The sequence below is a fragment of the Mesoflavibacter zeaxanthinifaciens DSM 18436 genome, assembly GCF_000422365.1.
Lineage (GTDB): Bacteria > Bacteroidota > Bacteroidia > Flavobacteriales > Flavobacteriaceae > Mesoflavibacter > Mesoflavibacter zeaxanthinifaciens.
In genome coordinates this window covers 108,892-120,785 of the sequence record NZ_AULQ01000001.1, presented here as the reverse complement: position 1 = coordinate 120,785, position 11,894 = coordinate 108,892, and the positions used below count along the sequence as shown (strand labels likewise).

General features: G+C 30.2%; 11 protein-coding genes and 1 riboswitch. Of the genes, 5 read left to right on the top strand and 6 right to left on the bottom strand.

Going from position 1 to position 11,894, the window contains the following annotated elements; translation table 11 throughout:
- Window positions 1-136 precede the first annotated feature (136 nt).
- From H574_RS0100560 to H574_RS0100545, 4 genes are read right to left on the bottom strand one after another with little or no spacing between them, the layout of a single operon-like run.
- Window positions 137-679 carry a DUF4252 domain-containing protein gene (locus H574_RS0100560; RefSeq protein ID WP_027878665.1) on the bottom strand — a complete coding sequence of 181 codons (543 nt, stop codon included), beginning with the start codon at window positions 677-679 and terminating at the stop codon, window positions 137-139.
- A 5-nt stretch (window positions 680-684) separates the two neighbouring features.
- Window positions 685-1,251, bottom strand: a complete 567-nt coding sequence (locus H574_RS0100555) for a DUF4252 domain-containing protein (RefSeq protein ID WP_027878664.1) — start codon at window positions 1,249-1,251, stop codon at window positions 685-687.
- 31 nt (window positions 1,252-1,282) lie between these two features.
- On the bottom strand, window positions 1,283-1,738 hold the full coding sequence (locus tag H574_RS0100550; protein ID WP_027878663.1) for a hypothetical protein: 456 nt from the start codon (window positions 1,736-1,738) through the stop codon (window positions 1,283-1,285).
- On the bottom strand, window positions 1,725-2,234 hold the full coding sequence (locus H574_RS0100545) for an RNA polymerase sigma factor (protein ID WP_027878662.1): 510 nt from the start codon (window positions 2,232-2,234) through the stop codon (window positions 1,725-1,727). Before H574_RS0100545 ends, H574_RS0100550 begins: the two co-directional genes overlap by 14 nt.
- Before the next feature lie 110 nt (window positions 2,235-2,344).
- Here H574_RS0100545 and H574_RS0100540 point away from each other — a divergent pair, with 110 nt between their 5' ends.
- Window positions 2,345-3,793 (top strand): S41 family peptidase, encoded by a 1,449-nt coding sequence (locus H574_RS0100540; protein ID WP_027878661.1) that lies wholly within the window; start codon window positions 2,345-2,347, stop codon window positions 3,791-3,793.
- Window positions 3,794-3,854: 61 nt separating this feature from the next.
- Here the strand turns inward: H574_RS0100540 and H574_RS0100535 are convergent, their stop codons facing one another.
- Together H574_RS0100535 and H574_RS0100530 are read right to left on the bottom strand one after the other, a co-directional pair.
- Window positions 3,855-4,898, bottom strand: a complete 1,044-nt coding sequence (locus tag H574_RS0100535) for a YncE family protein (protein WP_027878660.1) — start codon at window positions 4,896-4,898, stop codon at window positions 3,855-3,857.
- A 9-nt stretch (window positions 4,899-4,907) separates the two neighbouring features.
- The gene (locus H574_RS0100530) at window positions 4,908-6,758 is read right to left on the bottom strand and encodes a TonB-dependent receptor plug domain-containing protein (RefSeq protein ID WP_027878659.1); all 1,851 of its coding nucleotides are present in this window, start codon (window positions 6,756-6,758) and stop codon (window positions 4,908-4,910) included.
- A 33-nt stretch (window positions 6,759-6,791) separates the two neighbouring features.
- Window positions 6,792-6,987: riboswitch (cobalamin riboswitch) on the bottom strand.
- Between the two features lie 127 nt (window positions 6,988-7,114).
- Between H574_RS0100530 and H574_RS0100515 the strand changes: the two genes are divergently transcribed.
- From H574_RS0100515 to H574_RS0100500, 4 genes are all read left to right on the top strand, one after another.
- On the top strand, window positions 7,115-8,326 hold the full coding sequence (locus H574_RS0100515) for an ABC transporter substrate-binding protein (RefSeq protein WP_338100977.1): 1,212 nt from the start codon (window positions 7,115-7,117) through the stop codon (window positions 8,324-8,326).
- A complete protein-coding gene (locus tag H574_RS0100510; RefSeq protein WP_027878657.1) occupies window positions 8,323-9,354 on the top strand; it encodes a FecCD family ABC transporter permease in 1,032 nt (343 codons plus the stop codon). The genes H574_RS0100515 and H574_RS0100510 overlap by 4 nt, the downstream gene beginning before the upstream one ends.
- 1 nt (window position 9,355) lies before the next feature.
- A complete protein-coding gene (locus H574_RS0100505) occupies window positions 9,356-10,150 on the top strand; it encodes an ABC transporter ATP-binding protein (protein ID WP_027878656.1) in 795 nt (264 codons plus the stop codon).
- 72 nt (window positions 10,151-10,222) lie between these two features.
- Complete coding sequence (locus H574_RS0100500; RefSeq protein ID WP_027878655.1) at window positions 10,223-11,608, top strand: DNA recombination protein RmuC; 1,386 nt, start codon at window positions 10,223-10,225, stop codon at window positions 11,606-11,608.
- Window positions 11,609-11,894: the final 286 nt, after the last annotated feature.

Below are 11,894 nucleotides of genomic sequence, written 5' to 3'. Positions count from 1 at the left end.
CTTTACTTATTTCTTTTTGTCTTGTTATTGTTAATTTAATTTTAATTAAAAAAGAACCAGACGATGACGTTTGATAAAAAATAAAAAAAGGCTTATCTAAACAGATAAGCCTTTTTAATTAACATTTAAACCTTAATTATTTAAAATAATTAAATAATTGATTTAGTTGGTTATTATCAACATCTGCGTGTTGAAGTTCGGTTATTAATTTTACTAATTGTTCTGGTTTCATCTCATCACCTATTACTCTGACAAATGTAAAACCCATTTCTTTTGAGTTTGCAAGTACTAAAAACTCGTCTACTGTGTTTTCATTACCTATCGTACTTATTTTAAAACTTATACCATTATCTTTAAACTCCATCAACTCTTCGTACTTATCATTATTTAGTACTTTTTTTGCTTTTTGAAGTTCTTGTTCATAAGCTACGATATCTCCATCATTAACACGGTAAGCTAACACATCTAATTTTTTAACTGAGTTATAGGCTTCTTTCTGTTCTGGTGACAAATCTGCTTTAGACAGATCTATCATCTTTGCAGATAAATCTAATGATAAAAACTCTGCTTGCTCTTTATGATCTACAAAATAGGTTTGTATAGAGTTTTCATCTTTACAACTTACAAAAAACAGTGCTAAAGTAAGTATGGTTAGTATTGATCTTAGTTGGCTTTTCATGATGTTTATTTTTTATTTTTTTTCTCTAATTCATCGCCACCAGGTAAATTCATTTTGTTAGCAAGTTTAGATATTTGATTTAAATCTATATCTCCAGTTATACTAATTACTACGGTTTCTATACTTCGCTTTTTCCCGTTAATTTCAATATTACTGTTTTTTGTAACAGCTTCTAAACCATTAACAAACATTAATAATTCGCTTACATGATCTTCGTCTTTACCTTCTTTAATATAAAACGTCATATTTACACCATCGTCTTTAATCATCATAAGTTCTTCTAAAGATGCGCTTCTTGATTTTACCCATTTTACGATATCTGAAGAAATATCTTTATCGTCTGTTGCCATAGTTTTAAAACTGGTAATACTATTTACCATATTAATGTATTCTTGCGCTTCTGGATCGTCTGTATTTATATCCATTTTTGCTAACATTTGAAACATTTTTGGCTTTATTGAAACATAAGTTACGTTTTCGTTATCACTATATTTTTCAAAAACATTTTGAGCCATTCCTGATAAAGGAAGCATTAATAATGCTATTACTGCTATTAATATTGATTTTTTCATTGTATTTGTTTTAGTTGTTTTCATCTTGTTTTTATTTGTAAATTCTTTCTATTGGGTTGTTCATTTCTTTTAAATAGTTAACCTGTTTACCTGCTTGGTTTATTGCGGTTAAATACTCTACTTGTTTAGTCCCTTTATTAAGGGTTTGAGATACTAACTGTAAATATGATTTTGCTTTTTCATAATCTTGTTTGTCTTGTTCTGTAATAGTTTCATTTTGATTAAAATAAAACCCAACCATCAACGCAATTACTGCTGCAACACTTAACCACTTATAATTAAATTTCGTTTTAGTTTTTAATGGAAGTTGTTTAGTAAAGGTTTCTTGCTGGTTAAAAGAAAAGTAATTAAACATGGCTTTGTAATGCTGTAAATGAGGCGCTACAGTTTCTTGCGAAAAATAGTCTTTTAACTGTGCTTCTTCTTTAAGCGTTGTTTCTCCGTTTTCGTACTTTTCAATTAATTTTTCTATCTTATTTAACACCATAACTATGTGTTTTTGTTAGTTGTTCTCTTATTGTTTTTCTTGCTCTAGATAAGGCTACACGTATTGCTGTAGGTTTCATATCTAGCATTTTTGCTATTTCGTCAAAGTCATATTGTTCAATATCTCTAAGTTGTATGACCATTTTTTGTTGCTCTGGTAAATCTTCAATTATTTTTGCTATCCAGCTCATACTGTCGTTAAGCTCTACTTGTTTTTGCAAGGCTACTTTATGATCTTGATAGTTACTATGAACAATCTTTAAATTTTGTGCTTGTTTAGACTTTAATTTATCCAAGCAAAAGTTTTTTGTCATGGTCATAGAAAACGCTTCTACGTTTTTATAATCGCTTATTTTACCTTTATTTCTCCATAACTTTAATAACACTTCTTGAGTTGCATCTTCTGCTTCTTCTTTAGATACAAGTAATCGCTTTGCTAAACGAAATACTTTATCCTTAAAAGGCATTACTGTATTTAAAAACTCAGTCTGTGTCATTTTGGTTTTGGTGGTTTCTATTACGACGAGTAACTATTAATTTTGTTACAAAGTTTTTTTATTTGATTGTAAATTAAGTACTTTTAAGTAGAAAAATTGAAAAGAAAACTATGAAATTGAATTACAAATTTTCCGTTATCGGGCTACTTTTTCTTGCCCTAACAAGTTGTTTTAGTGATATTGATGATGATCCTATTTCTGATACCGAGATTAAAGATTTTGTATGGAAAGGTCTTAATCTATGGTACTTTTGGCAAGGTACCGATAGCGCTCCAGATTTGGCTGACAACAGATTTTCTAACGATACAGACTACATTAATTTTTTAAATAGCTTTGATTCGCCTAACCAATTATTTTATTCACTTTTAAGTGATGAAGATAGATTTAGCTGGATTGTTGACGATTATTTTGCTTTAAGTGGCTCTTTAAGTGGCGTATCCAAAAATAACGGTATGGCTTTTGGATTAGGGCTAATAGATAATGGTCCAAATGTTTTTGGTTATGTACAATACGTTTTACCAAACTCTAGTGCTTCTGAAAATAACGTTATACGTGGCGATATTTTTTTAACCGTAAACGGAACACAATTAACTGAAGATAATTACTTAAGTCTTATATCTAGCGACGTTTATACTATTGGTTTGGCAGAACTAGATAATAATGACAACTTGATTTTGACAGGTGAAGAAATTACGCTTACAAAACAAATCTATCAAGAAAATCCAATTTATATTTCTAACACTTTTGAAGTAAACGGTATAAAAGTAGGTTATTTAATGTACAACCGTTTTTTAAGTGACTACGACCAACAACTTAACCAAGTCTTTGCAAATTTTGTTGCTGAAGGTGTAGATGAATTAGTGCTTGACCTTAGGTATAATCCTGGTGGCAGTGTAAATAGTGCTATTAATTTAGGTAGTATGATTACAGGAAACACTACTAACGATGTATACTTAAAACAAATTTGGAATAACAAAATTCAATCTACTTTTACAGATGAAGATGTTACGCGATACTTTACTCAAACGCTTTCTAACGGAAATTCTATAAATAGTTTAAATCTTAATAAAGTATACATATTAGCTCAAAACTCTTCTGCTTCTGCTAGCGAATTAGTTATAAACACACTAGAACCTTACATTGATGTTATTCATATTGGAGATGTAACTAGAGGAAAAAATGAATTCTCAATAACACTTTACGACAATCCTGACTGTGCTTTTTTACCACCAAATACAGACTGTAACGGAAGTATAAATCCTAATCACACTTGGGCAATGCAACCTTTAGTTGGAAGAAGTGAAAATGCAGAGGGTTTTTCAGACTATATTAATGGTTTAACACCAGATATATCTTTAGATGAAAGTTTATCTAATTTAGGCGTTTTAGGACAACAAGACGAACCGCTTTTAGCTAGAGCCATACAACACCTAACAGGTAATGGAAGAACAGGAGAAACCTTTACTGAACACAAAATTAAAATATTTGATTACTCAAATAAACACACGCCAACTGGTACAAACATGTATTTAGAACCGGAAGATGTACCAATGCTTTAAACAAAAAAAGCCTCAAAATAAATTATTTTGAGGCTTTTATATTATAATTTAAACTTATCTTTTAGTTAAAGTATATTTTAGAAGCTCCAACACCTACGCTAAAGCTTTCAGATAAAGTTCCGCTAGAAATATCATAGACTTTTAATGTGCTCTGTGCAGAAAAACTTGCATCTGTTAAAAACAAATTACCATCTTTTACAAACATACCATAAGCATATCCTGCTTCCACACTAAATAAAGAAGAACTTGGTAAGTTTGTAGCCGTATCTGCTAATCCATAAACTTCATTGTTTAATATATAATAAGCCATTCCGTTAGAATACGACATTAAACTTGGGTGATTACCTGTAGCAAATTCGATTGTAGATATTACTGAATTATCATTAGTATTTATTCTTGTAATTGATGCTAAAGTTTCTCCAGTAGCTTGCCAAGACTGTCCACCTTCACTTAAAACTAATAAGTTTCCTTGAGAGTCTAAAACCATTTCGTCTGGAACATCGTTTACAGAAATAGTTGCTACTGTTGAGTTTGATGTTGTTATTACAGAAACCTCATTATTTGCACCATATCCACCTTTATGAGACACAAATACTTTATCATTATTAGCTAATACTTGTTCTGGTCCTTCACTTACTGGTATAGTAGATGTTACTGTATAAGAGTTTAAATCTACCACAGCAATATAATCGTCTGTAGTAGTAAATGGATCTGCCCAATCTGATACGTAAGCATTAGAGCCATTAAATCCTATATATCTTGGTGTTGTTAATCCTGTTGTTATTGTTGTAATTAACTCAAAAGTATAACGGTTTACTACTGTAATTGTACCAGAGTCTTGGATGATGTAGGCTTTATCCCCATTAAAACCAATAGACTGTAAATATACGCCTAGTGTTTCTCCATTTACGTTAAAATAAATGTCATTTTCTGAAGTAGAAAAATCGTTAGAGATATAAGACACAGAAGATGGTCCTCCTTCTGCACTAATAATAAATCCGTTTTCGTAATCGCCTAACGGTTCTTGAGGCATTGTTCCATCATCATCGTTAGAACAAGAAAATAAAAGGGATAATCCTAATACTGAATACAATAGTTTTTTCATGAGTTGTTATTAAAATTTATAGTGTAATTGAATGTTATAATTTCGGTTAGGCATAGGTCTAAAAATTACATTTTGATATGGTGTATCGTATAAATTATTAATGTCTAAACCTAATCTAAGATTATGATTTTTGTTTTGTATTAATTGATAAGAAATGCCGATATTTCCTAAATCATATTTAGGTAAGCTGTAAAGTGGACTTATAATATTATCTTCGGTAGTAAAAACCATGTCATTAAACATATGCTGATAGTAAAAAGACAATCTTTTAACATTGTAAGCTATACTAACATTAGCTTTATGTTTAGGTACATAGATTAACTGTTTATTAGTCTCTAAATCTTCCGAAATAGTATAAGAATAGTTTCCGTTTAAAGTAATAGTATGACTTCCAAATGTTTTGTTTAATTTCAAACCTAATTCTGCACCATAACTATGTGTTTGATCTATATTTATTGGTGACCAAAAACCAGAGTTACTAGGTTTCCATTGTATTAAATTTTCATTTTTAATATAATATGTATTAAGGTCTAATGTTACCCATTTGTATTGTAATTGATGACCTAAATCTACTTGATAAGACGTTTCTGGTTTAAGATTTAGATTGCCACCAGGTTGCCAAAACAAGTCGTTAAATGTTGGTACTCTAAAATTCTTAGAGGCATTTATCATTATTTTGTAAAACTTACTAAACTGATAACTTCCGTCTAAAGAAAATAACAATGGACTTTTAAAATCTGAAGTAACATCTTGTCTAATATTAAAAGCTATAGTAGATTTTGTATCAGGTTTATAAGTAGCTATTGCTGTTGCAGAAAATGCACTACGATTTGGTGACCCAAAACTACTACCATCTGCTTCAAAATAATTATAATCAAGGATACTTTTTAAAGCTATTTTTTTGGAAAGATTGTAATCTAAAATATGTTTAATTAGATAGGTATTTACTTTGCCATAACTATAACTATCTAAGACTTTATTTTGGTAAAATTTAAACAGCTCTTGTAAATGAGCTACTTTTACTTTTGAGGTGTAATGATTACCAATATTTGCCCATTCTAATAATGTTCTAAAGTTTTCATCTAAATATTTATTTCTAGAAATTGTATTTAAGGTACCAGACAGCTCTCGTTCACCTAAAAACGCTTGATGATATAGTTTTAAGATATTATTTTCTGATATAAAATATCCTAAATTGACATTAAAATTTAAATTATTAAAAGCTCCGTTTTCATTAACTTCATTTGTACCTAAATACATGTAATCATTATCTGAAGTCACATATTGAAACCCAAAATTTACTGCAAATTTAGAGCTACCATAATTAGTATTAAAACTTGCTTTTTGTGTGTTAAAACTTCCATAGTTCAACCTTAGATGATTGTCAAAATGCGAGCTAAAATTTAACTTATTATTTAAGTGAATACTACCGCCTATTGCGCCACTTCCGTACTGTACACTTCCGCCTCCATTTTTGATAACGACGTTATCAAAATTATTAACGTTAATTAAATTAAAATCTGTTTGACCATTAAGTTGAGAGTTTATAGAAATTCCGTTCCAGATTACAGCGGTTTGAGAGGCATTTGTGCCTCTAAATGATGGGGAAGACACCATACCATAACCATTTTCTTTAAAGTAAACATTACTATTAAAACGTAAAATATCTGTAAAAGATTTAGAGTCGTTTTGTAAGACAGAATCTTTTAATGTTGTTGTTTTAAACCCATAATTATTCTGCTGTAATTTAACATCGCTTAAAACAACAGTTTCTAACGTTTGTACAGAATCTACTTTGATTTGCCCTTTTAAAGCAATTGTGCTAAAGCACAAAAAAACAAGACTATAAAATAATTTCATAAACCTTAAAACCTTTTTCCCGAAGGTTATTAATTATAATTATAGAATTTGGCAGGTCTCCTGACTTGCGTCTTGCTATTGGTCTTCCCATCTAATAAAGACAGTGACATGAAGTAAAATAACAAGCTTTATAGCTTACAGTTGCGGGAACAGTTCTGGATTTTAACCAGATTCCCTTTTAATTTGATACAAATAATATTATATCAAAACCAAAATCTGCTGCAAATGTAACAGATAAAATAAATAAAGACTATTTTTTCTTATTCATTTTATAAATCAAATACACAAAGCCTAATAAAAAATGAAGAATAATAACACCAGCTACTATATATATTGTTAAATTTGAACCGTCTCGCATGGCAAATAATTTTGATAAATTTACATGCTTTTTTAGTCAACAACAGTTACAAATGTTACAAAAACACCTACTATTTTACATTTCTATTTTTGTATTGCTTTTTACAAATTGTAAAGAGGATGAAGCCAAAACAAAACCTTTACCAAACGTTATTGAAACTAATTTAAACTTAAGTTACGCAAAAGGTTTTAGTATAAAAAACAACGGGAATTTTAAAGTATTAACTATTACAAACCCTTGGCCAAAAGCAGATAAAAATTACCGTTACGCTTTAATATCTAAAGAAAACGCTGCAAAAACAACATTAAATAAAGATGAATTTGATGGTATTATTACCATTCCTATTCAGAACATTGTAGTAACATCTACAACTCATATTCCTGCTTTAGAATTATTAGATGAAGTTGAAACCTTAGTAGGTTTTCCTGGTACAAACTATATATCTTCAATTAAAACAAGACAACGTATTGACGATGGTTTAGTAAGAGAACTTGGTAAAAATGAAGGCCTAAATACCGAAGTCCTTTTAAGCATAAATCCTGATGTTGTCGTTGGTTTTGGTGTAGACGGAAAAAGTAAATCTTTAAACACCATAAAAAAAGCAAACATACCTGTAATTTATAACGGAGATTGGGTAGAAAAATCGCCACTTGCCAAAGCAGAATGGATTAAGTTTTTTGGAGCATTGTATGATAAAGAACAACAAGCAGATTCTATTTTTAAATCTATTGAAACAAGTTATAAAGACGCAAAACAATTAGCAAAAACAGTTACCAATCAACCAACTGTAATTAGTGGCGCATTACACAAAGATGTATGGTATTTACCAAGCGGAACTAGTACCGAAGCACAGCTTTTAAAAGATGCTAACCTTAATTATTTATATGCAGACACTGAAGCTGCTGGTAGTTTAGCTTTAAATTTTGAAAGTGTCTTTGCAAAAGCCAAACAAGCCAATTTATGGTTAAGTCCGTCGTATTATTCTTCTATGGATGCTCTAAAAAAAGCTAATCCGCATTACACACAATTTGACGCTTTTAAAAACAATCAAGTATACTCTTTTACTAATGCAACTGGCGCAACTGGTGGCGTTTTATATTACGAAACTGGCTTTGCAAGACCTGATTTAGTTTTAAAAGATATTATTAAAATTGGTCATCCAGATCTTTTAAAAGATTACGAACCTTATTTTTTTAAAGTTTTAAAGTGAATCAAAACCAGTCAAATAAATGGACGTTTTTAGCGCTTACATTAGGGCTTATCGCTATGTTTATTTTAAACATCAGTTTAGGATCTGTACAGATTTCATTTTCTACAATTATTGATAGTTTTTTTTCATCTTCTGACACATTAACTAATAAAGAATATATCATTCAAAATTACCGTTTACCTAAAGCGATTACTGCCATTTTAGTTGGTTCTGGTTTAGGTATTTCTGGTTTGTTAATGCAAACCTTATTTAAAAATCCTTTAGCTGGTCCTTTTGTTTTAGGGATTACTTCTGGTGCAAGTCTTGGCGTTGCTTTAGTTATTTTAGGCAGCTCGGTCTTTGGTGGATTTTTAGCTACGTTTTTAATTAGCAAATGGAGTTTGGTAATTGCTGCAAGTTTAGGTAGTTTTTTAGTATTATTACTTGTGCTTATCGTTTCAAGTAAAGTTAGAGATACTATGGCAATTTTAATTATAGGATTAATGTTTGGTAGCATTACCGCATCTATAGTTAGTGTGTTATCTTATTTTAGTTCTGCAGAGCAATTACAACAATATATTTTTTGGGGATTTGGTAGTTTAGGCGATTTAGATTGGCAGGAGCTTATCATATTTATCATTATTTACAGCTTTGGACTGTTCTTTAGTATCCTTTCAATTAAAGGGTTAAACTCTTTATTGTTAGGTGATAATTATGCTAAAAGTTTAGGTTTAGATTTAAAGAAAAGCAGATTTATCATCATCATTGCCACTAGTTTATTAGCAGGAACAATTACCGCTTTTGCTGGACCAATTGCTTTTATTGGTTTAGCAATTCCGCATTTAACGCGACAATTATTTAAGACTTCAAACCATAAAATATTATTACCAGCTGTGTTTTTAATTGGAGCCATTATTATGCTTATTTGCGATAGTATTGCACAATTACCAAACAGCGATTATTCGTTACCAATTAATGCAATAACCTCTTTATTTGGTGCTCCAATAGTGATTTGGTTACTAGTTAGACAACGTAAAATGATATTTTAAAATGAATGCGAAAAACCAAAATATCATCCTAAAAACCAAGAATTTAGACATAGGTTATATTTCTAAAAAGAAAGAAAACCGTATAGCCAAAGACATTAATATTAATCTAAATAAAGGTGAATTAATAGCGCTTGTCGGCGGAAATGGAATAGGAAAATCTACATTATTAAGAACACTAACCAAAGTACAACCTGCTTTAAATGGAGATATTTTTATTAACGAAAAACATCTAAACAATTACAATAATTTAGAATTAGCAAAAGAGATGAGTTTGGTTTTGACAGAGCCTATTTCATCTAAAAACCTTAGCGTTTTTGAGCTTGTCGCTCTGGGAAGACAACCTTATACAAACTGGATAGGCAACTTAACAACAACAGATTTAGAGGCTGTAAAAAAAGCCATTCAACTTACAAATATTGAAGATTTACAGCACAAAAAATGTTTTGAACTAAGCGATGGACAACTTCAAAAAGTAATGATTACACGTGCTTTAGCCCAAGACACACCAATTATTATTTTAGACGAGCCTACAACGCATTTAGATATGTATCATAAAGCATATCTTTTAAAACTGCTAAAGCAATTAACGATAGATACTAGCAAAACCATATTGTTTTCTTCTCACGAGATTGATTTAGCCATTCAACTTTGTGACAGTATGGTTGTAATGACAAAAGACCAAGTGGTTTCTGATCAACCATGTAACCTTATTTCAAAAGGTGTTTTTGAAAGTCTTTTCCCTAAAGATTTGATTGTTTTTGATGAAAAAACAGGAAGTTTTAGAGTGAAGAAATAGTTGAGAAAACTTTTTAACTTGTAGATTTCAACTTATAACTTTATTTTATCTTTGAAAAAATCAATTTTTTAAATGAGCGACAACATCATTCTTATTATAGCGATACTTATTTCGGCAGCTATTGGCGGTTATTTGGGTATGCTTTTTACCAAACTAAAAAGTAAAAGCGAAAAAAGTACTTTAGAGGAAAGAAATGCCAATATTCAGCAACAATTTAACGACTTTAAAGCCTTTCACGACAGTGAAAATCAAAAACAAAACGAGGCTTTTAATCTTCAATTAAATGAATTACGTCAACAAATTTCTAAAACCGAAAACGAGCGTGAAGACATCAGGCGCGAAAAAGAATTTTTAAACGCAGAACTTACAAGACGTAATACTGAGTATGAAAATCTTCAACAACAAAATTTAAAACGTGATGAAGAGTTAGCGCTACAACAAGAACAATTACGTAAAGATTTTGAGTTATTGGCAAATAAAATTCTTGAGGAAAAATCAAACAAATTTACAGAGCAGAATAAAGAAAATATCAAGAATATTTTAAATCCATTACAGGAAAAAATTCTAACCTTCGAGAAAAAAGTAGAAGACACACAAAAGGAAAGCATAAGCATGCATAGTGCTTTAAAAGAACAATTATTGGGCTTAAAAGACCTAAATCAACAAATGACTAAAGAAGCCACAAACCTTACTAGAGCATTAAAAGGCGATAGTAAAATGCAAGGAAATTGGGGCGAATTAGTACTAGAACGTGTTCTTGAAAAATCTGGTTTAGAAAAAGATCGCGAGTATTTTGTACAGCAAAGTTTTACTCGTGCAGATGGAACACGTGTGTTGCCAGATGTCGTGTTACACTTACCGGATAACAAAAAAATGATTATTGACAGTAAAGTGTCTTTAACCGATTACGAACGTTACGTTAATGCAGATGAAGACGAACGTGCAATATTTTTAAAAGCGCATTTAAACTCGATAAAAAAACATATCGAGCAACTATCTGAAAAAAATTATCAAGATTTATACGATATAGAATCGCCAGATTTTGTTCTTCTATTTATCCCAATAGAACCAGCATTTGCAATAGCAATAAACGAAGATAACACGCTTTACAACAAAGCTTTTGAGAAAAATATTGTAATTGTAACACCTTCTACCCTACTTGCTACTTTAAGAACAGTAGACAGTATGTGGAACAACGAAAAACAACAACAAAACGCTATTGAAATTGCACGTCAAGCTGGTGCATTATATGATAAATTTGAAGGCTTAGTTAAAGATTTAACTGGTGTTGGTAAAAAAATTGACGATGCTAAAAAGGATTATTCTTCTGCAATGAATAAGTTAGTAGAAGGACGAGGAAACTTAATTACAAGTGTAGAAAAAATTAAAAAATTAGGTGCTAAAGCCAAAAAATCTTTACCAGAAAATATTGTAAAACGAGCGCATAGCGACGATTAAATATTACAATGAATTATATCAATTCAAAAATTAAACCTAAAAACTGTAGGAGATACTATACTTCAGTTAAGATTACTGATAAGGAAACTGAATTGATTAATTTAGGGATTCAACCCAAAGAAATGGATGGAGGAAAATGGCGAATTATTAAATCGAAATCACATTACATACTAAAGAGATCTTGGTCTAATGTTGAAATTTTTAAATTTAAGATTAAAAATCAATTGATTAGTGAAATTATAATAAATACAACTTATGTTTCATCTGAAAAATTTAATCCATTAAA

Excerpts from the sequence above, each read along its gene's own strand:
- H574_RS0100505 (WP_027878656.1), top strand. The coding sequence starts at position 9,356 with ATGAATGCGAAAAACCAAAATATCATCCTAAAAACCAAGAATTTAGAC.
- H574_RS0100540 (WP_027878661.1), top strand. The coding sequence starts at position 2,345 with ATGAAATTGAATTACAAATTTTCCGTTATCGGGCTACTTTTTCTTGCC.
- H574_RS0100560 (WP_027878665.1), bottom strand. The coding sequence starts at position 679 with ATGAAAAGCCAACTAAGATCAATACTAACCATACTTACTTTAGCACTG.
- H574_RS0100535 (WP_027878660.1), bottom strand. The coding sequence starts at position 4,898 with ATGAAAAAACTATTGTATTCAGTATTAGGATTATCCCTTTTATTTTCT.
- H574_RS0100555 (WP_027878664.1), bottom strand. The coding sequence starts at position 1,251 with ATGAAAAAATCAATATTAATAGCAGTAATAGCATTATTAATGCTTCCT.
- H574_RS0100500 (WP_027878655.1), top strand. The coding sequence starts at position 10,223 with ATGAGCGACAACATCATTCTTATTATAGCGATACTTATTTCGGCAGCT.
- H574_RS0100530 (WP_027878659.1), bottom strand. The coding sequence starts at position 6,758 with ATGAAATTATTTTATAGTCTTGTTTTTTTGTGCTTTAGCACAATTGCT.
- H574_RS0100515 (WP_338100977.1), top strand. The coding sequence starts at position 7,115 with ATGGCAAATAATTTTGATAAATTTACATGCTTTTTTAGTCAACAACAG.
- H574_RS0100545 (WP_027878662.1), bottom strand. The coding sequence starts at position 2,234 with ATGACACAGACTGAGTTTTTAAATACAGTAATGCCTTTTAAGGATAAA.
- H574_RS0100550 (WP_027878663.1), bottom strand. The coding sequence starts at position 1,738 with ATGGTGTTAAATAAGATAGAAAAATTAATTGAAAAGTACGAAAACGGA.